The following is an 18471-nucleotide window of genomic DNA, read 5'->3' on the forward strand; positions in this document are numbered from 1 at the left end:
CTATCGCAGATAATGAGGCAGCCGCATGAGCGAGCAAGGCAAAACCCATTTTGGCTATCAGCAAGTGGACGTGGACGAGAAAGCAGGTCTTGTCGCTGGCGTTTTTCACTCGGTGGCGAGTCGCTATGATCTCATGAACGATCTAATGTCAGGCGGCATTCACCGCTTGTGGAAGCGCTTTACCATCGAATTAAGCGGTGTGCGCAAAGGCCATTCCGTGCTGGATATTGCCGGCGGAACAGGTGATTTGGCCGCTAAATTCGCAGACATTGTCGGCCCAGAAGGGCGCGTTGTGCTTGCGGATATCAATGAGTCCATGCTGAATGTTGGCCGCGATAAGCTGCTGGATCAGGGCAAAGTCGAGCCCTTGAGCTATGCGCAAGCCGATGCTCAATTTCTGCCGTTTGCCGACAACAGTTTTGACTGCGTAACCATCGCCTTTGGCTTGCGCAATGTCACCGACAAAGATCTTGCCTTAAGATCAATGCTTCGGGTTCTAAAGCCCGGTGGCCGCTTGCTGGTACTGGAGTTCTCTAAACCTACCAACGATTTGCTCAGTAAAGCCTATGATGCGTATTCATTTAACGTTCTACCAAAACTAGGCCAGTTAATTGCAGGAGACTCCGATAGTTATCAATATCTGGCCGAATCTATCCGCATGCACCCCGACCAAGAGACGCTGAAAGAGATGATGCTAGATGCCGGCTTCGAGCAATGCGAATTCTTTAATATGACTGGCGGTATCGTGGCCTTACACCGAGGTTTAAAGCCTTGGTAGATTTACCAACACTCGACCCGACGCTTCACGTTGCCCTGCTCGGAGCAGCGGAAGAAGCCATCAATCGAGCCCTACCCTATGCGCCGCAGACTCAAGCCACACTCGCCAAACTTGAGGGTCAAAGTGTGCAGGCCACGGTAACCGAGCCCCACTTTCATGTGACCATCATACTGGGCAAGACCCTGCAACTGCGCGCCGTGTATGAAGAAAAAGTCGATGCCTCCATAGAGGGAACCTTGCGCGAGTACCTCGCTGCGGCTGCGGCCGACGACCCAGCCATTGCCCTGATAAACGGCAATTTGCGCATTCGTGGCGACAGCCGGCTGATGCAGAACCTACAACGCCTGGTGAGTGAACTCGATATCGACTGGGAAGCACCTATCGCCGCTGTGGTGGGTGACGTCGCAGGACATCAAATAGGAAAAACACTGCGAGGTTTGTTTGCCTGGGGCAAGCAAAGCCGCTCATCGGTAGAACGACAACTTAGCGAATTCATCTTAGAAGAGGCGCGCTTGAGCCCCTCGAAACGTGAACTCGAAGATTTTTATCGGGATATCCGCAAGCTGCAACAGAATATTGACCGCGCCGAAGCCAAACTCAAGCGCCTCGCCCGCCAGAGAGGCAGTTAATGCCGTCGCTAAAACGTCTTACACAGATTAGACATACCGCCAAAAAATATGGCCTCGCCGAGTTCGTGCCTTTGCAAGCACTGCCAGCAACAGCGCGTTTACTCACCCGATCTTTTTTGGGTCCGCAAAAACATAAGTTGACCCAACCGCGCGCTGAACGATTGCGCCTCGCTCTGGAATCGCTGGGGCCTGTATTTGTTAAATTTGGGCAAGCACTCTCGACGCGACGCGACCTACTGCCGTTAGATATCGCCGATGAGCTCGCTAAGCTGCAGGATCAAGTGCCACCATTCTCTAACGAACTGGCACGCGAGATCATCGAGACGGAGCTAGGCGATTCGGTTAACAACCTATTTGCAGAATTCCAAGCCGAGCCCTTGGCCTCAGCATCGGTCGCCCAAGTGCACAAAGCAAAGCTGCGTACGGGCGAATCCGTCGTCGTTAAAGTCATACGGCCTGACATTGAAGCAACCATCATTGAAGATACCCGCTGGATGGCTTGGCTGGCCCGATGGATTACGCGATTGCATCCTGATGGACACCGCCTAAAAGCTCAAGACGTGGTAGCCGACTACACGGCCACGATTCTGGATGAGCTCAACCTGGCGAGAGAAGCAGCGAATGCCAGCCAGTTGCGACGTAATTTTGAAAACAGCGACCAGCTATACGTACCTCAAGTCTACTGGGACTACACCACATCCCGTGTGTACACGATGGAAGAGGTGACGGGTATTCCCGTCAACAACCGAGCTCAACTCGAAGCGCTTGATGTGAACTTTAAATGCTTGGCAGAGCGCGGCGTCGAAATCTTTTTTACTCAGGTGCTGCGCGACAGTTTTTTTCACGCCGACATGCACCCTGGCAATATTCTCATCGACGCCAACAACCCCAACACACCCAGCTATATCGCCCTTGATTGCGCAATTATCGGCAGCTTAAGCGCCGACGATCAGTACTACTTGGCTCGCAATCTACTGAGTATCTTCAAACGCGACTATCGCACCGTGGCCGAGCTTCACGTCGAATGCGGATGGGTCCCACCCCACACCCGCGTTCAAGATTTTGAAAGCGCCATCCGGACTGTCTGCGAACCCGTCTTTGAAAAACCCATCGCCGAGCTGTCGTTTGGACAACTACTGCTTAACCTATTCCAAACCGCTAGCCGCTTTGATATGCCTATTCAGCCCTCGCTGGTGCTGCTACAAAAAACCCTGCTCAACATAGAAGGTCTAGGACGAGAGCTCTACCCACAGCTCAACTTATGGGACACCGCTCAACCCTTCCTTGAGAACTGGATGCAAGAGCGCTACTCAGCAAGCAACACACTCCAGCGTTTAAAAGATGAAGCTCCTGGACTGCTCGAGCAACTGCCTAAGTTACCGAACCAGATGATAGAGCGACTCTTGCAGACTGCTTCACCTCAGACCACCGAGACGCCACAACGTCAAGTTCAGTCACCTTTGTGGATCATTGGCAGCTGGGTGCTCGGCGGGTTAACCGTGGGCACCGCGCTGTCGGGCTTGACCGCCACGGCCGCTGGGTTAAGCGGTGCATTTTTACTATTAATACTCTGGAGATCCGCAAGATAACATGACTTCACCCCTACTTTCGGCGATTAAATTTAACGAGCAGGGCCTCATTCCAGCGATTGCTCAAGATGCTGACTCCGGCGATGTGTTAATGATGGCCTGGATGAATCAAGACGCAGTGCTCGCAACGCTCCAAGAGCAGCGAGCCGTGTATTTCAGCCGCTCACGCGATCAACTCTGGCGTAAAGGTGAAAGTTCAGGCAACGTGCAGCAATTAGTGGATATCCGCCTCGATTGCGACGGCGACACGCTCTTGTTGAAAGTGCGTCAAATAGGCGGTATCGCTTGTCACACGGGACGTGCCAATTGCTTTTATCGCGCACTCAAGAACAATGAATGGTATGATTCCGAGCCTGTTATCAAGGATCCCGAGAGCTTGTACGGTAGCTCCACGAAAAGCGAGTAAACGCGATGTCCGAACTACTGCAGGCACTGGCCGAAACTCTAGAGCAACGCAAATCTGCTGCGCCAGAATCCTCGTACGTGGCGTCGCTTTATGCGAAAGGATTGAATAAAATCCTCGAGAAAGTGGGCGAGGAAGCCACCGAAGTGATTTTAGCGGCCAAAGACGCTGAAACGTCGGGAGCTAAAGACGCAGTGACGCAAGAAATGGCAGACCTCTGGTTTCACTGTATGATCTGCCTTGCGCATCTAAATTTATCGCCGGATGACGTGCTCAAGGTTCTAGCAGAGCGTCAAGGCTTGTCCGGCCTGGTCGAAAAAGCGTCCAGAACACCATCAAACTAAGGAGATTACTATGGGCCTAGGTGGAATTAGTGTACCGCAGCTACTGATCATTTTAGCCATTGTCATCATGCTGTTTGGAACGAAACGGTTGCGCACACTCGGCAGTGATTTGGGCGCGGCTGTTAAGGGCTTTCGCAAAAGTGTGAGCGCCGACGAAGAGGCAAACATTCAAAATAAAGAAGCCCAAGACGATCCAAATAAGCCTTCGAACACTGACACAAAGTAAGGCCTCCGGTGTTCGACATAGGGTTTGCAGAGTTACTGCTCATTGCTGTCGTAGCCTTGCTTGTCATTGGCCCCGAACGGCTGCCCGGCGCCATAAAAACAGCGTCGGTATGGCTCGGGCGCCTGAAACGCAGCTACAACGACATCAAGCGCGAGGTTGAACTCGAGCTTCACAACAACGAGGTCATGGAAAACCTAAAGCGCGCGCAATCAGAAATAGAAGATACGATCAACGTCGATCTCAACGCCAGCGCGCCCGGCGACACAAAGCCTGCACAACCGTCCGTCGATCCAAAGCAGACTGCGCAACGCAACACCCAGGCCGACTCCTAGTCTATGAGTGAATCGACCGATCAAGCCCAACCATTAGTCGCGCACCTCACCGAACTGAGGGATCGCTTACTCAAAGCCCTATTGAGTGTGCTGGTTGTATTTCTGTGTTTGTTCCCCTTCGCCAATGAAATTTACACCTTCGTCTCTGAGCCATTGCGGGCCATTTTGCCTGCGGGCTCAAGTATGATCGCAACCGAGGTAGCGTCGCCCTTTTTAACACCTTTTAAACTGACGCTATTTGCGGCTCTGTTCATTTCCATACCCTACGTGCTGTTTCAGGTTTGGAGCTTCATAGCCCCGGGCATGTATCGACAAGAGAAGCGTCTAGCCATACCGCTGTTAGTATCTAGTGTACTGTTATTTTACGCCGGCGCTGCTTTTGCGTACTTCGTCGTCTTCCCCTTGGTGTTTGCGTTTTTTACGAGCGTGGGACCCACCGACGTCACGATCATGACCGACATTAATCGTTATCTTGATTTTGTCTTAAAGCTATTTTTCGCATTTGGGCTGGCTTTTGAAATACCCATTGTCGCGGTACTTCTGATTTGGGCGGGCATTAGCACGACCGAGTCTCTCAAACAAAAGCGCCCCTTCATCATCGTATTTTGTTTCGTGTTTGGCATGCTGCTCACACCCCCAGACGTGATTTCACAAGCGCTGCTGGCGATTCCCATGTGGTTGCTGTTTGAGGTCGGCGTATTTTTCGGTCGGTTTATCGAGCGTCGCCCGGACGCCGACAGCGCCGCCGCCACTGATGAGTAAGCCCTCTAAGCAGTCGGGACTCGGGGTACTGCTGCCCATCCTCCGGTTGCTGCGCCCCTACAAAGCCCGCGCTACGGTCGCTGCCATCGCTCTGTGCTTTACTGCAGCTGCGACTCTGGGCCTAGGCTTTGGCGTGCAAACTTTAATTGATGTGGGCTTTGCCTCCGATTCTATTGCAGGATTGCAGCAGGCAATGCTAACACTATTGGCCATTGCCAGTGCCATCGCCGCAGGGACCTTTACGCGCTTTTATTTTGTGTCGTGGCTGGGTGAGCGAATCTCGGCGGATCTGCGCGCTGAAGTATTCAACAACTTAGTAAACTTGCACCCTAGTTTTTTCGAGGAGAACCGGCCTGGCGAGATTATGTCTCGACTGACCACCGACACCACCCTATTGCAAACCATCATAGGCTCATCGCTAAGCATGGCCTTGCGCAGCATGCTCACCCTAAGTGGCGCCGTGATCATGATGTTTGCCACCAACTGGAAACTGAGCCTATTCATCGTGGTTGGAGTCCCCGCCATCTTGGTGCCAATTTTGTTTTTTGGCCGCAAAATCCGCAAATTATCCAGCGCAAGCCAAGACTCCATGGCGCAAGTCGGAACCTACGCCGGAGAGGTCATCCATCAACTCAAAACGGTACAGGCTTTTAACCGCCAGGCGTTCGAACAGGGCATGTTCAAAGGGGAAGTCGAGAGTGCATTCGACGTAGCCAAGCAACGTATCCGCAACCGCGCCCTATTAATCGGTGTCGCGATCTTTGTGGTTTTTGCCAGCATGATCGGTATGCTCTATTCAGGCGGCAGCGATGTAATCAACGGAGTTATGACCGCCGGTGAACTGGGAGCCTTTATTTTTTATGCGGTCATGCTCGGCTCTGGCTTTGCCACAGTGTCCGAGGTTTGGGGCGAAGTACAGCGGGCCGCAGGCGCGGCTGAGCGCCTAATTGAACTCATGAACGCAGAATCCGAACTCATCGAGCCACCTGAGTCACCTGAGTTGGGCACGCAAGAAGCAGCCATTGAGTTCAAGGACGTGTCATTCGCCTACCCTTCACGACCCAATCAATGGGCCCTGGAAGGGTTCAATCTCAGGATCAACGCCGGAGAATCCGTTGCCTTGGTGGGCCCCTCCGGAGCCGGTAAGTCGACTATTTTTGAGCTCATACAGCGCTTTTATGACCCACAGCAGGGTGAAATCCAATTTGGTACCACTGCAATAAAACAAACGAGCTTGATGGAATTGCGCGCCCAAATCGCAGTGGTGCCGCAGCAACCGGTGCTATTCAGCACGACGGTCCGCAACAATATCGCCTATGGGCAACCAAAATGTACATCAGATCAAATAGAACAGGCCGCAAGAGCCGCTCACGCGCATGATTTCATTGAGCAGCTACCCGACCAATACGACGCCTATTTGGGCGAGCAGGGTGTGCGTTTATCCGGCGGTCAGAAGCAGCGCATTGCGATAGCGCGAGCCATTCTGAAAGATCCCAGAGTGTTGCTGCTCGACGAAGCAACAAGTGCACTCGACACCGAGTCGGAGCATCATATCCAGACAGCCTTAGCGGAGCTGGTGCAAGATCGCACGACAGTTATCATCGCCCATAGACTCTCGACCATCTTGCACGTCGATAGAATTGTTGTGGTAGATCGAGGAAAAATCGTTGCACAAGGCACGCATCACGAGCTGCTAAAAACCAGCCCCTTGTACAAACGGTTAGCAGAACTGCAGTTTAACGAGCGGGCTCACGCCCGCTCGCAAGAGATGGCCTAGCTGAATTCTCGAATCAATCCGCCGATTGACTCTTTTGCATCACCAAACAGCATACGAGTGTTCTCTTTGTAGAACAGTGGGTTCTCGATGCCGGCAAAGCCAGAGGCCATAGAGCGCTTCAACACAAATACCGTTTTTGCCGTATCAACGTTGATAACAGGCATACCGTAAATCGGCGAAGACTCGACCTCTCGTGCTGCTGGGTTAACGACGTCGTTAGCGCCGATAACAATAGCGACATCCACAGTTTCCATACGAGGGTTGATCTCGTCCATTTCCAGCAACTGATCATAAGGAACATCGGCTTCGGCCAACAGCACGTTCATGTGACCAGGCATACGCCCTGCCACGGGGTGAATACCAAAATTCACCTCGGCACCGTTTTGCTCGAGTAGCTCACACAATTCCTTAACGACGTGCTGTGCCTGCGCAACCGCCATACCGTAACCCGGAATAATCGCAACGTTAGTCGCAGCCTCAAGCACGTAGTAAGCGTCTTCGACCGAGATCGGTTTAATCTCACCCTCAACCACGGTCGCCTCGGTCACACCCGAACCAAACCCGCTAAACAATACGTTGCCCAAAGAGCGGTTCATTGACTTACACATGATTTGAGTCAGGATAATACCCGACGCACCCACCAGTGAGCCCGCCACAATCAAAATATTATTGTTAATGGCAAAACCCGCCGCACACGCCGCCAAACCCGAGTACGAATTGAGCAGTGAAATCACAACTGGCATATCGGCACCGCCAATGGGAATCACTGCCATGATGCCAAACAGCAGGGACAATCCAATAACTGCGTACAGCCAAGTCGTGTTAGTAGGGTCCATCGACAACATAACCGCGGCGCCAATGATGCCAAGCACGATTAACGAATTCACTACTTGCTGACCGCGGAACATAATCGCACCGCTGCCCAAAGTTTCACTCAATTTACCGTAAGCAATTAAGGATCCAGTGAAAGTTACACCACCAATTAAGACCGACAGCACGATGGTAATAACGGTAAACGTTGAAGCATCGCCACTTAAAGCCGCCCAACCGACGAGTAAGCTGGCAAGGCCACCAAAACCATTAAACAGTGCCACCATTTCTGGCATAGACGTCATTTGTACCAGACGCGCCGCTACAGCACCGATCAGACCACCGACCAAGACACCAATAATAATCCACTGATAGCTGACAATGCCTTGGTCAATCAAGGCAGCCACGATGGCAACCAGCATACCGACAGCAGACAGCGTGTTGCCTTTACGAGCAGTAGCCGCCGAACCCAGCAGTTTAAGGCCCATAATGAACAAGGCGGCCGACGCCACATAAGCCAACTGAATAATCAAACCATTCATAGAACTCATTTGCGGGCCCCCTCTTTCTTCTTGAACATTGCCAACATGCGATCGGTCACTAAGTACCCACCCACCACGTTGATCGAGGCAAGAGCAACCGCAGCAGCGCCTAACCACTGTGCCAAGTCTTGGTCACCCGTCCCAGCCAAAGCGATAGCACCCACTACGGTAATACCAGAAATGGCATTGGCGCCCGACATCAAAGGCGTGTGCAGGGTAGCTGGCACCTTATTAATAAGTTCAAAACCTAAAAATACTGAGAGCATCAAAATGAAGGTCAAAAATACAATCGTCATGCTACTGCCCTCCCTCATAGAACTGTTTGATTGTGGCGTTGGTCACCTCACCACCGTGAGTTATGATGCAACCGGGCAAAATATCGTGTTCAAAATCGATCACAAAACTGTTGCCCTCTTTGTCCCAGCTGTCTTCGACCAAATTGAACAAGTTGGAGGCGTACATTTGGCTCGCGTCCTTGCACACGTAATTGGGTAGATTACCCAGGCCCACAATGGTCACGCCGTTCACGGTGACGACCTCGTTAGGGACTGAGCCTTCGACGTTACCACCCGTCTCTGCCGCCATATCTACGACGACAGAACCCGGCGTCATCCCTTCGAGCATATCTTGGGTGACGAGTACCGGCGGTTTGCGACCAAAGACTTGCGCGGTCGTAATGACAATATCAGATTCGGCAATGACGGCTTTTTGTGCCTCACGCTGCATCGCGATTTGCTCGTCGGTCAGTGCCTTTGCATAACCGTCTTTGGTTTGCCCCGTCTCACCCAAGTCAATTTCTAAGAAGGTCGCGCCTAAAGACTGTACTTGCTCAGCCACCACCGCTCGGGTATCGAACGCCGTGACACGGGCGCCTAAACGCTTAGCCGTTGCAATGGCCTGAAGCCCAGCAACACCCGCTCCAATGACAAACACTTTGGCGGGTTTCAGTGTGCCAGCAGGCGTCATCATCATGGGCAGAATACGGGGCAAATGCATCGCTCCCAGCATGACCGTCATGTAACCCGCTAAGTTAGCTTGCGACGACAAGGCATCCATTTTTTGGCTGCGGGTAGTCCGTGGAATCATCTCCATACTAATAGACGTTACGCCTTTGGCTCGCAAGGCTTCAATCAGCTCACGCTCGTTGAACGGATCCAAGTAGCTCACATGGATGCAGCCTTCGCGCATAAGTGCAACTTCTTCCAAGCTTGGCTTACGCAAACGCAACAGTACGTCTGCTTGCGTAAACAACGCTTCTCGGTCAGCGCTTATGCTCGCACCTGCTTCCTGATATTCACTATCGCTGTACCCTGTTCCTTCACCCAAACCCGTCTCGATAACAACCTCGGCACCAAGACGTACTAGTTTCTTTGCGGTTTCTGGGGTAACAGGCACGCGGTTTTCTCCGGGATGAGTCTCCCGTGGAACGGCTATACGCATTGCTAAGTTCCCTTGTTGTAATAATGTTTGCTGCCGTGGCGCACAGAGCATGTGCCACACACGAGTCCACTCGCGCACAAAAGTGGCGCGAAAGTTCACTCTATCACACAAAAATGGATCGGCGTATGGTCAAGAATGGCTATATCGACGATCCTAGTCGCAATGCGTGTCACATAGACACGCTTAAGTGAGCGGCTTAGGAGGCCTTAAGTTGCAGGAAGGGGTTCATCCATCGGTGACGCATGCGAGTGAACTTCAAGGGGGCATCAAGTACCGCTAAGCAGATACAATCTTCGTCCGCTAGCGCGGCTGGCGAATGCACATCACCCGCCTCACGGAATAGGAAATCGCCTGCGTGGTAGGTTCCATCAGAATCACTGAACCCGCCTTCTAATACCAGTGTCATTTCTGAGCCGCGATGGTTGTGCTCAGGAATCACACCGCCCGCTTTGATATGGTATAGGGCGAACTCGTAATACGGGTCGCCCGTCGTCAAATACGAGATTCGAAGCGACGACGTGATTTTTTTCCAGGTGAGATCGCTAAAGTCCCCCTGCATAAGACGCTGCAGTATCGCTGGCGTGCTGGATTGTGCCCCCTTCGACTCTTTTGGGTACGTCAAGGGTGCGTCTTCGTCGAGCCGAGACATCACAATATCGAGCTGACTGTCGCTAACGCTCACGGGCTCTAAATCTTCAAATAAGCTCGCTGCCATAGCCGTCTGTGCTTCGGATATCTCTTGGCACTTCGTACAGTAGGTCAAGTGCATTGATACGCACGCCGATTGAGCCAACGAGAGCGTTCCAGCGGTGAACTCAGTGAGCATCTGTAAGTCAGGGTGAAACTTCGCCATCTTTCTTAATCTTCCATCTGTATCTGTAGTTTCTGGATCGCCAATCGCACACGCGATTTCACGGTTCCCAGCGGTAAATCCAGCTCACTGGCCACTTCGGAGTGCGACTTGCCCTCCATGTACACCTTGGCCAATATGTGTGCCTGGTCAGCGGGCAGTGTATCCATCATTGATCGAATTCGATCTCGAGTTCGTCGCTGATGTAACATGACCGCCGGTTCCTCGCCATCCTGATCCAGAGATACATCGTCTGCAGAGAGAGGCGTATCGAACTTTTGTAAGCGCCGATACAAATCTGTTCGGCAGTTACGAGCAATCGTGTATACCCAGGTGCTTGCAGACGCCTTGTCTGGGTTGAACCCATCGGCTTTCTGCCACACCTTCAACATCACTTCTTGAACCAATTCGTCGGCGTGATTCGCCGACAAAGTGGAACCTGACAAGGCAAAGGCTTTGATCAGAGGAGCGAATTGTTTGAAAAACCGTGCAAACGCTGACCTATCGCGATGTTTCGCGATAGAGCGCAAACACTGGCTCCACTCGTCTGTACGCCGCCCAGACTCAAGGTTGGTTACCTCGTCTCCCGGCTTTTTCGTCACCACGGACATATCCTTGCCTCGATGTATGTCACTTAAGTATACGCACATTTGTCAAGGTGGATCACTTTCTTCGTTGATCTGATCTTAAAAAACCCGCGTAAGTGCTTCTGTAAGAATCAAAATCAATCACACGCGAGAGGTGTTGCGGTGAAAATTGCGGTTATCGGCTCGGGCATTTCAGGTCTTACCTGTGCTCATTATTTAAGCAAGGCGCATGACATTACGGTGTTCGAAAGCGCCCCACGAATCGGCGGCCACACGGCAACCGTCGACGTGCAGCTTGGGCCCCGCAGGTACGCCATTGACACTGGGTTTATCGTATACAACGACTGGACGTACCCCAACTTTATTCAGTTGCTCAACGAGATTGGCGTGAGCTCGAAAGCAACATCCATGGGTTTTAGTGTCAAAGATAGCGCAGCCGGACTCGAGTACTCTGGGAGCTCGCTTGACACGCTGTTTGCGCAGCGGCGCAATCTAATGTCGCCCAAATTTATCCGGATGGTGCGCGATATACTTGCCTTCAACAAAGATTCACAGCGAGATTTAGAAAGCGGTGCATTGCGGGCCGACGAGACACTGGGCGAGTACTTGCAGAAAAAACGGTATTCTGAGAGCTTTCGGCAGTGGTATCTGATACCTATGGCGGCGGCAATATGGTCAGCGTCTTGGCAGGCCATCGAGTCCTTTCCCGCTCTATTCTTCCTGCGGTTTTTCAAAAACCACGGTCTGCTGAACATAAAAAACCGCCCCCAGTGGCGAGTCATTGATGGCGGCTCACGCGAATACATCGCCCCACTGACCGCGCGCTTTGCCGATAAAATTATCACCAAGGCGGCCGTTACTGACGTCGAGCGACGCCCGTCAGGCGTGCGCTTCAAAGCGGGCGGGCAGACCTACGAATTCGATCAAATCGTTATCGCGACGCACTCCGATCAAGCGTTGGCGATGTTAAAAGATGCAACGACGACCGAGAAAGAAATATTGGGAGCCATTCCCTACCAAACCAATGACGTGGTGCTACATACCGATGACCAAGTACTGCCACGCAACCGCAAGACATGGACGAGCTGGAACTACTCGCTGACCCCCGACCGAAGCCGTGCGGTTGTCACCTACAACATGAATATACTGCAAGGGATACAGGCACCCGAGACATTTTGCGTCACGCTCAACCAAACCCACGGGATCAACCCGAATCGGATTTTAGGTCGGTTCAGCTACGACCATCCAGTATTCTCACTTGACGGAATTGCAGCCCAAAAGCGCTGGGACGAGATCAATGGAGTAAACAATACTTGGTATTGCGGCGCCTACTGGCACAACGGCTTCCATGAGGATGGCGTCAACAGCGCGCTTCGTATCGCACAAGCGATACCGAAGCAAGCGCGGGCAGCTGCCTAATGAACCGTTTGTACGTCGGTACGCTCTACCACCGACGACAAGCACCGACCATTCATAAGTTTACGTACTCAGTCTTTTTACCTTACCTGAATGTTAGTCGTCTCGACGAAAGCTTGCGTCATCTCCCGGGCTGGGGCACGGGTCGCTTCAGTCCCGCAAGCTTCCGGCGCACTGACTTTCTAACACCTCACGATCAGGACCTCGGTACCGTCGTGAAGGATAAAGTTAACCAAGAACTTGGGTTTAGACCTAGCGGAGACGTTTACTTACTCGCAAATCTGCGTTACTTCGGCTACTCGATCAATCCCATTGCCTGCTACTTTTGCTTTGACACCAGCGAAGAACTTCAGGCCATCGTGCTCGAAGTCACGAATACGCCTTGGGAAGAGCGCATTACCTACGTAGTGCCATGCGCCAATGGCCAGGCCGACTTCCAGTTTCATAAGGCTATGCATGTCTCGCCCTTCAACCCGATGGACATGACCTATCATTTCGCGTGTAAGGCCCCCAACGACAAGCTCAACCTCCGGCTACAGGTCAGTCAGGCGTCGGAACCCATATTTCTGGCCTCACTTGCCTTGACAGCCCAACCCCTAACAGCAAAATCGGCCGTCGCAATCTTGTGGCGCTACCCCCACATGACTGTGAAAGTCGCCGCAGGAATTTACTGGCAGGCACTAAAGCTCTGGCTAAAAAGGACGCCAGTCTACGCACACCCAAGTAAGGAGCATGCACTATGAATACCCCCAGCGTAGGAAGTATTCGCTTACCCAAAATTGGATTACGCCAGGGCAAAAGTAACATTGCCCGGCAACTCTTCTTAACCTTGCTCCACAAGGCCCAAGTGGGTCACTTAGAATTACGCGAGGGTGATCAGAGCATGCAGTACGGCCAGGCCGACTGCGCTTCAGGTATTCGCGCCAGTGTTCAAGTCCATGACCAACAGCTCTACAGAGATATGTTAGGTGGAGGCTCGATCGCGGCAGGCGAAGCCTATATCAGGGGTTACTGGTCTACGCCAAATCTTACTGAAGTCATGCGTTTCTTTAGCGCAAATTTACACCTACTGGAGGGTTTCAAAAGCAAACACTCATGGTTATTCAAACAGACCCTGCGGCTACAGCATTTTTTCAACCGCAACACACAAACGGGCTCCAGAAAAAATATCGCTGCCCACTACGATCTGGGCAATGATTTCTTCCAGCACTTCTTAGACCCAACAATGATGTATTCAGCCGCGGTTTACGAGGATAACACTTCCAATCTTCATGAAGCCTCGATCAATAAACTTCGGATCTTATGCGAACAGCTCGAACTCAAGCCCAGCGACCACCTCGTAGAAATTGGCTCTGGCTGGGGCGCAATGGCGGTCTATGCCGCACAAAATTATGGCTGCAAAGTGACGACCACTACTATCTCGCAAGAACAGTTCAAGCTGACCTGCGAGCGCGTTAAAGAAGCAGGACTTGAAGACCGCGTCACCGTATTGTGCGAAGACTACCGCGATTTGAAAGGTCAATATGACAAGCTGGTGTCTATCGAGATGATCGAAGCCGTGGGTCACGAGTTTTTCGCAACCTACTTCGCCAAGCTAAGCTCGCTTTTAAAGTCCAACGGCGTCGCCGTTATTCAAGGAATCACCATACCCGATGCACGTTATGAAGCTTACAAGTCCAGCGTCGACTTCATTAATCGCTATATTTTCCCGGGAGGTTGCCTACCCTCGCTAGGCCAAATTGCAACACATATAGCAGAGCAGACTGACCTTGAGATGATACATTTGCGCGACATCACTCAGGACTACGCCCGCACACTAGCCGCCTGGCGAGATCGCTTCTTTCAAAACCTTGGGGCAATCAAAGCCATGGGCTTTGACGATGACTTCGAACGCTTGTGGGAGTACTACTTGTGCTACTGTGAAGGCGGCTTCAGGGAACGCGTGATTGGCACCGTACAGCTAACCTTCGCGAAGCCCGGATACCGACCGTCGTTCTAGGCCCGTCGTGAAGTGCAAGCGTCTGGGTGCGAATCAAGCGTCGCGCTGCTGCAGTAAGATCGCAGGTACAATCAGCGCAAAACCAACAACCGTCGCCGGATGAATAGGTTCGTCCAGCACAAGCTGTATCAGGACCAATGACAACACTGGGGCTAAAAAAATCAAATTCGCCACGCGAGCCACGTTAACCGCTCTCGATAACGCTTGTGACCACAGCAAAAACGTGACGCCCATTTCAAATAACCCGATATACACGGCGGCACCCAAACCCTGCCAGCTGAGCTGAGCGAGACCACCGCCATAAGCGAGATAAGCAATAGCCACAGGGCAAGACATCACAAACATCGCAGCTAAAGCCACATCTTTCGGCTCTTGCAAGCGGGTATTCGCCAACCAAAATCCAGCCCAAACTAGGGTGCTGACCAAGGCCAAGATTAAACCTAGGGTGCTTTGAATGGCGCCCAAATGAAAGCTACCTTCAGTGGCAATAATCACAACGCCCAGATAGCCCACCGCAATGGCGACTAAGTCTTTGCGCTGCAGGCGCTGACCCAGCACCGGCGCGGCCAAGAGCGACAAAATGATCGCCCAAGTATAATTAATCGTTTGTGCTTGCTGCGCCGGCAATAAATCGTACGCGGTAAGCAAAATGACGTAATACAGCAGGGGGTTTATACACGCCATGATGAAGTATTTCAGGGGCTGATTGCGCAGAGCCGTCAACAGTTCGGTCATGCGGCCTTGCGCCACCAACCAACACACTAAAACGCACGCAGATACGACAGATGCGAGACACACCAAACTGAAAACATCGAGATAGCGCAGCGCGATCTTAAACGCCGTTGCTACCGTAGACCACAATAAGACAGCGCTCAAGCCCAGTACGAGTGCCTGCTTAGATCTGTTCAAATAAAGCCCCTAAATCCCAAAGTCTGTACCTTGAAGCGTTTTTCGGGCATGCTCCCCGACAATGACTATTGGGGAGCCAATGCACTGTGTCGACGCCACTGGAACATCAAGAAAAAACCACCATGCCCTTAGCGCTGGCATTGTTACCCATTGTGTTTTTGATTGCCAGCTTAGGGGCGTCTGTTTACTTTTTTGGCGCCGATGCTTCCTATGGCGCCAATCAAATCGCCCTGATTCTAGCCGGCTGCATCGCGATGTTAGTTGGTTTAAAACAAGGCATTGGCTACGAAGAACTGCAAGCGGGCTTAACCGAAGGCATCCATGTAGGACTCGGGCCTATCCTGATCTTGTTAAGTGTCGGCATGCTCATAGGCACCTGGATATTAGCTGGCACGGTTCCCGCCATGATTTACTACGGCATCGAGCTTATCAACCCATCGTACTTTTATGCCACCTGCGCGATTTTGTGCGCAGTTGTTGCCGTCAGCATCGGCAGCTCTTGGACGGTCGCCGGCACGCTGGGCGTTGGCTTGATCGGCATTGCTGGCAGCTTCGATTTATCACTCGAAATTACCGCTGGGGCGATTATCTCGGGGGCTTATTTCGGCGATAAGCTCTCGCCCTTATCCGACACAACAAACTTGGCATCGGCAGTGACTGGGGTCGATTTATTCCAACATATCCGTCACATGCTTTGGACAACAATCCCGGCTTTTGGCCTAGCTTGCATCGCGTTTTTTATACTTGGCAGCAAACAAGGCGGAACGCCCACTGACATCGCCGCACTGCAAGGTGCCATCAACCAACAGTTTCAAATTGGGCTACACCTATTAATCCCTCTGGTGATTATGCTGACACTCATTGCCAAACGCATTCCAGCCTATCCATCGATTATTATTTCCGCGCTGATAGGGGGTATTTTTGCAGCTGCATTCCAGGCCGATACCGCTGCGGCGTTGATTGAAGGCAGTGGCGACAATATAAGCGATGTCGTCGTCGGCATTTGGAGCGTTTTATTCAATGGCTTTCAGGCAGACACCGGTAACGCCTTTTTGGACAAACTGCTCAGCAAAGGTGGCATGTCGTCGATGCTGAATACCGTTTGGCTGATCGTATGTGCTCTGAGTTTTGGCGGCATTTTAGAGCGCACGGGCATTCTCGACCGGCTGATCGCAATTGCGCTCAAAGGCGTTCGAGGGCTGACCTCACTGGTTGCGACCACAGTCGCCACCTGCTTTTCAACCAATCTGTTAGCGGCCGATCAATTCATTGCAATTGCACTGCCGGGGCGGATGTTTAAACAGGCCTATCGCGACCAGGGTTTAGACGAGCTTAACTTGTCCAGAACGCTGGAAGATTCCGGCACGCTGACTTCGGTGCTCATTCCATGGAACACCTGCGGGGCCTACATGACAGCGACTTTGGGCGTGGCATCATTCTCTTACGCCCCCTATGCATTTTTTAATTTACTCTGCCCATTCATCGCAATCGCCTTTGCGTCACGCAATATTGGGCAAAAACATCTGTGACGAGTGATGTGAAGAATTAGGCCTGGTCCCAAGCTAGCGCCAAAGCATCAGAAACTTGCCGATATCCGGAACTCAACGCCACCAAACGATCAAAGCCGAGCGCCACACCGGCGCAGTCCGGCAAGCCAGCGCGAAGGGCCTGCAAGAGCCGTTCATCCGGTTTCACTCGCGGTTGACCCGAGCACTCACGATGTTGGTTATCGGCTTCAAAGCGGCCGTGCTGCTCGTCAGCGTCTGTTAACTCCCAAAACCCATTGGCCAATTCAACACCTTGAATCACCAGCTCGAACCGGTGAGCTACTGCTCGCCCCTCACTGTCACCCAATCGCGCCAAAGCTGCCTGCTCGATCGGGAAATCGTAAACAAAACAGGCGCGATCTTGCAGCGCTGGCTCGATACCGATCACCCACAGTAAATCCAGCCAAAATACTCGACTTGTTTCAGTGAATGGACATTCCTGCAGATTTTGAGCACGATCTTTTAGCTGCTCGACGCTCGCACTCAACGAGTCAACACCCAGAATCTGTTCGTATAACTCTCGGTGCGACAGCCGTTCGAGAACCGGCATACTCGGCCAAACCGAATGCACCAAAGACTCAACCTCGCTCATCAAATCGTGATGATTGAACCCCAGCCGATACCATTCCAGCATAGTAAACTCAGGGGAGTGCCACCGACCCTGCTCATCATTTCGGAACACTGTACCCAGCGAATAAACATCCCCGCTGCCCTGAGCTAACAGCCGTTTCAAAGCAAATTCTGGAGACGTTTGCAGATATCGCGTTTCGTTCATCACCCGAAAGGGTATCGATTCAAGCTGAGGATCGGTGACTGCTCGCGCCCCAGCCACGGGGGCCGCAACTTCTAGCACCTGACGCTCGGCAAAAAAATCGCGCACCGTGGAACGCACGTGCGCGATTCGCTCCAGCCTTTGACGTGTGTCAATCACCTACGATTTAGACGCTCTAGAGACATACTCACCCGAGCGCGTATCCACCTTGATCACTTCGCCTTGTGTTACAAACAGTGGAACTTTGACGACCGCGCCGGTCGACAAACGTGCCGGCTTGTTTCCACCCTGAGCGGTATCACCCTTCAAGCCTGGATCTGTTTCGACAATTTCCAGCTCAACAAAGTTGGCCGGTGTAACCGACAAAGGTGTGCCGTTGTATAAAGTCACCTCGCAGGTATCTTGCTCTTTCAGCCACAAGTACGTTTCACCCACCGCCTTTTTGTCGGCCTGATGTTGTTCGAATGTCACGGGATCCATGAAATAGTAAAACTCACCGTCGGTATATAAATATTCCATGGTATGATCCATGACGTCGGCGCCTTCAAGCGTTTCGCCTGATTTGAATGTGCGCTCCCAAACACGGCCGGTCGACAAGTTGCGCATTCTCACTCGGTTAAACGCTTGACCTTTACCGGGCTTAACGAACTCGTTTTCAAGGATGCTACAAGGTTCGCCATCTAACATGACCTTTAAGCCTGGGCGGAACTCGTTGGTTGAAAAATTTGCCATAATGTTTATCTCAATATCTACAGTAGG

21 protein-coding genes are annotated in these 18471 nt (G+C 52.1%); 13 read left to right on the forward strand and 8 right to left on the reverse strand.

The window, feature by feature from the left end; genetic code table 11:
* Positions 1 to 25: 25 nt before the first annotated feature.
* From ubiE to EYZ66_RS13315, 9 genes are read left to right on the forward strand one after another with little or no spacing between them, the layout of a single operon-like run.
* Positions 26 to 778 carry a bifunctional demethylmenaquinone methyltransferase/2-methoxy-6-polyprenyl-1,4-benzoquinol methylase UbiE gene (gene ubiE / locus EYZ66_RS13275; protein ID WP_009575272.1) on the forward strand — a complete coding sequence of 251 codons (753 nt, stop codon included), beginning with the start codon at positions 26 to 28 and terminating at the stop codon, positions 776 to 778.
* Entirely contained in the window at positions 772 to 1407 is a 636-nt protein-coding gene (locus EYZ66_RS13280) for a ubiquinone biosynthesis accessory factor UbiJ (protein WP_009575273.1), read from the forward strand. The genes ubiE and EYZ66_RS13280 overlap by 7 nt, the downstream gene beginning before the upstream one ends.
* Positions 1407 to 2996: a ubiquinone biosynthesis regulatory protein kinase UbiB gene (gene ubiB / locus EYZ66_RS13285; protein WP_009575274.1), complete on the forward strand. Its 1590-nt coding sequence runs from the start codon at positions 1407 to 1409 to the stop codon at positions 2994 to 2996. The genes EYZ66_RS13280 and ubiB overlap by 1 nt, the downstream gene beginning before the upstream one ends.
* Before the next feature lies 1 nt (position 2997).
* Positions 2998 to 3402 (forward strand): phosphoribosyl-AMP cyclohydrolase, encoded by a 405-nt coding sequence (hisI, locus tag EYZ66_RS13290; protein ID WP_009575275.1) that lies wholly within the window; start codon positions 2998 to 3000, stop codon positions 3400 to 3402.
* Between the two features lie 5 nt (positions 3403 to 3407).
* Entirely contained in the window at positions 3408 to 3743 is a 336-nt protein-coding gene (locus tag EYZ66_RS13295) for a phosphoribosyl-ATP diphosphatase (RefSeq protein WP_009575276.1), read from the forward strand.
* 10 nt (positions 3744 to 3753) lie between these two features.
* Positions 3754 to 3969: a twin-arginine translocase TatA/TatE family subunit gene (gene tatA / locus EYZ66_RS13300; RefSeq protein WP_009575277.1), complete on the forward strand. Its 216-nt coding sequence runs from the start codon at positions 3754 to 3756 to the stop codon at positions 3967 to 3969.
* A gap of 8 nt (positions 3970 to 3977) precedes the next feature.
* Positions 3978 to 4301 (forward strand): Sec-independent protein translocase protein TatB, encoded by a 324-nt coding sequence (gene tatB, locus EYZ66_RS13305; protein ID WP_009575278.1) that lies wholly within the window; start codon positions 3978 to 3980, stop codon positions 4299 to 4301.
* 3 nt (positions 4302 to 4304) lie between these two features.
* On the forward strand, positions 4305 to 5063 hold the full coding sequence (gene tatC / locus EYZ66_RS13310; RefSeq protein ID WP_009575279.1) for a twin-arginine translocase subunit TatC: 759 nt from the start codon (positions 4305 to 4307) through the stop codon (positions 5061 to 5063).
* Positions 5056 to 6840: an ABC transporter transmembrane domain-containing protein gene (locus EYZ66_RS13315; protein ID WP_040816310.1), complete on the forward strand. Its 1785-nt coding sequence runs from the start codon at positions 5056 to 5058 to the stop codon at positions 6838 to 6840. The genes tatC and EYZ66_RS13315 overlap by 8 nt, the downstream gene beginning before the upstream one ends.
* On the opposite strand, the gene EYZ66_RS13320 is transcribed toward EYZ66_RS13315, so the two are convergent.
* The 5 genes from EYZ66_RS13320 to EYZ66_RS13340 form a co-directional block, all read right to left on the reverse strand.
* Entirely contained in the window at positions 6837 to 8192 is a 1356-nt protein-coding gene (locus EYZ66_RS13320) for an NAD(P)(+) transhydrogenase (Re/Si-specific) subunit beta (RefSeq protein WP_009575281.1), read from the reverse strand. The two genes, EYZ66_RS13315 and EYZ66_RS13320, sit on opposite strands and share 4 nt — an antisense overlap.
* A 5-nt stretch (positions 8193 to 8197) precedes the next feature.
* Positions 8198 to 8488, reverse strand: coding sequence for an NAD(P) transhydrogenase subunit alpha part 2 (locus EYZ66_RS13325; RefSeq protein WP_009575282.1), 291 nt, complete (start codon positions 8486 to 8488; stop codon positions 8198 to 8200).
* A 1-nt stretch (position 8489) separates the two neighbouring features.
* The gene (locus EYZ66_RS13330) at positions 8490 to 9632 is read right to left on the reverse strand and encodes a Re/Si-specific NAD(P)(+) transhydrogenase subunit alpha (RefSeq protein WP_040816312.1); all 1143 of its coding nucleotides are present in this window, start codon (positions 9630 to 9632) and stop codon (positions 8490 to 8492) included.
* 196 nt (positions 9633 to 9828) lie between these two features.
* Positions 9829 to 10485 (reverse strand): ChrR family anti-sigma-E factor, encoded by a 657-nt coding sequence (locus EYZ66_RS13335; RefSeq protein WP_009575284.1) that lies wholly within the window; start codon positions 10483 to 10485, stop codon positions 9829 to 9831.
* Positions 10486 to 10490: 5 nt separating this feature from the next.
* Positions 10491 to 11093 carry a sigma-70 family RNA polymerase sigma factor gene (locus EYZ66_RS13340; protein ID WP_009575285.1) on the reverse strand — a complete coding sequence of 201 codons (603 nt, stop codon included), beginning with the start codon at positions 11091 to 11093 and terminating at the stop codon, positions 10491 to 10493.
* 138 nt (positions 11094 to 11231) lie between these two features.
* Between EYZ66_RS13340 and EYZ66_RS13345 the strand changes: the two genes are divergently transcribed.
* Genes EYZ66_RS13345 through EYZ66_RS13355 form a run of 3 tightly spaced genes read left to right on the forward strand, consistent with a single transcriptional unit; the run spans position 11232 to position 14484 of the window.
* Positions 11232 to 12488: an NAD(P)/FAD-dependent oxidoreductase gene (locus EYZ66_RS13345; protein ID WP_009575286.1), complete on the forward strand. Its 1257-nt coding sequence runs from the start codon at positions 11232 to 11234 to the stop codon at positions 12486 to 12488.
* Positions 12488 to 13228 (forward strand): DUF1365 domain-containing protein, encoded by a 741-nt coding sequence (locus EYZ66_RS13350; RefSeq protein ID WP_009575287.1) that lies wholly within the window; start codon positions 12488 to 12490, stop codon positions 13226 to 13228. The genes EYZ66_RS13345 and EYZ66_RS13350 overlap by 1 nt, the downstream gene beginning before the upstream one ends.
* Complete coding sequence (locus tag EYZ66_RS13355) at positions 13225 to 14484, forward strand: SAM-dependent methyltransferase (RefSeq protein WP_009575288.1); 1260 nt, start codon at positions 13225 to 13227, stop codon at positions 14482 to 14484. The genes EYZ66_RS13350 and EYZ66_RS13355 overlap by 4 nt, the downstream gene beginning before the upstream one ends.
* 33 nt (positions 14485 to 14517) lie before the next feature.
* Here the strand turns inward: EYZ66_RS13355 and EYZ66_RS13360 are convergent, their stop codons facing one another.
* On the reverse strand, positions 14518 to 15393 hold the full coding sequence (locus EYZ66_RS13360; protein WP_009575289.1) for a DMT family transporter: 876 nt from the start codon (positions 15391 to 15393) through the stop codon (positions 14518 to 14520).
* Between the two features lie 86 nt (positions 15394 to 15479).
* Here EYZ66_RS13360 and nhaC point away from each other — a divergent pair, with 86 nt between their 5' ends.
* A complete protein-coding gene (nhaC, locus tag EYZ66_RS13365) occupies positions 15480 to 16922 on the forward strand; it encodes a Na+/H+ antiporter NhaC (protein WP_009575251.1) in 1443 nt (480 codons plus the stop codon).
* Between the two features lie 16 nt (positions 16923 to 16938).
* Here the strand turns inward: nhaC and epmA are convergent, their stop codons facing one another.
* Both epmA and efp read right to left on the reverse strand, forming a co-directional pair.
* Positions 16939 to 17871, reverse strand: coding sequence for an EF-P lysine aminoacylase EpmA (epmA, locus tag EYZ66_RS13370; protein WP_040816317.1), 933 nt, complete (start codon positions 17869 to 17871; stop codon positions 16939 to 16941).
* A complete protein-coding gene (gene efp, locus EYZ66_RS13375) occupies positions 17872 to 18444 on the reverse strand; it encodes an elongation factor P (protein ID WP_009575253.1) in 573 nt (190 codons plus the stop codon). It abuts the gene before it with no gap.
* Between the last annotated feature and the right edge of the window lie 27 nt (positions 18445 to 18471).

Origin of the sequence: Aequoribacter fuscus (genome assembly GCF_009910365.1) — a bacterium.
Classification (GTDB): Bacteria; Pseudomonadota; Gammaproteobacteria; order Pseudomonadales; family Halieaceae; genus Aequoribacter; species Aequoribacter fuscus.

What these genes read in the sequence shown, in the direction of transcription:
- ubiE (WP_009575272.1), top strand. Translation starts at nt 26, where the DNA reads ATGAGCGAGCAAGGCAAAACCCATTTTGGCTATCAGCAAGTGGACGTG.
- ubiB (WP_009575274.1), top strand. Translation starts at nt 1,407, where the DNA reads ATGCCGTCGCTAAAACGTCTTACACAGATTAGACATACCGCCAAAAAA.
- hisI (WP_009575275.1), top strand. Translation starts at nt 2,998, where the DNA reads ATGACTTCACCCCTACTTTCGGCGATTAAATTTAACGAGCAGGGCCTC.
- EYZ66_RS13295 (WP_009575276.1), top strand. Translation starts at nt 3,408, where the DNA reads ATGTCCGAACTACTGCAGGCACTGGCCGAAACTCTAGAGCAACGCAAA.
- tatA (WP_009575277.1), top strand. Translation starts at nt 3,754, where the DNA reads ATGGGCCTAGGTGGAATTAGTGTACCGCAGCTACTGATCATTTTAGCC.
- tatC (WP_009575279.1), top strand. Translation starts at nt 4,305, where the DNA reads ATGAGTGAATCGACCGATCAAGCCCAACCATTAGTCGCGCACCTCACC.
- EYZ66_RS13315 (WP_040816310.1), top strand. Translation starts at nt 5,056, where the DNA reads ATGAGTAAGCCCTCTAAGCAGTCGGGACTCGGGGTACTGCTGCCCATC.
- EYZ66_RS13320 (WP_009575281.1), bottom strand. Translation starts at nt 8,192, where the DNA reads ATGAATGGTTTGATTATTCAGTTGGCTTATGTGGCGTCGGCCGCCTTG.
- EYZ66_RS13325 (WP_009575282.1), bottom strand. Translation starts at nt 8,488, where the DNA reads ATGACGATTGTATTTTTGACCTTCATTTTGATGCTCTCAGTATTTTTA.
- EYZ66_RS13330 (WP_040816312.1), bottom strand. Translation starts at nt 9,632, where the DNA reads ATGCGTATAGCCGTTCCACGGGAGACTCATCCCGGAGAAAACCGCGTG.
- EYZ66_RS13335 (WP_009575284.1), bottom strand. Translation starts at nt 10,485, where the DNA reads ATGGCGAAGTTTCACCCTGACTTACAGATGCTCACTGAGTTCACCGCT.
- EYZ66_RS13340 (WP_009575285.1), bottom strand. Translation starts at nt 11,093, where the DNA reads ATGTCCGTGGTGACGAAAAAGCCGGGAGACGAGGTAACCAACCTTGAG.
- EYZ66_RS13350 (WP_009575287.1), top strand. Translation starts at nt 12,488, where the DNA reads ATGAACCGTTTGTACGTCGGTACGCTCTACCACCGACGACAAGCACCG.
- EYZ66_RS13355 (WP_009575288.1), top strand. Translation starts at nt 13,225, where the DNA reads ATGAATACCCCCAGCGTAGGAAGTATTCGCTTACCCAAAATTGGATTA.
- efp (WP_009575253.1), bottom strand. Translation starts at nt 18,444, where the DNA reads ATGGCAAATTTTTCAACCAACGAGTTCCGCCCAGGCTTAAAGGTCATG.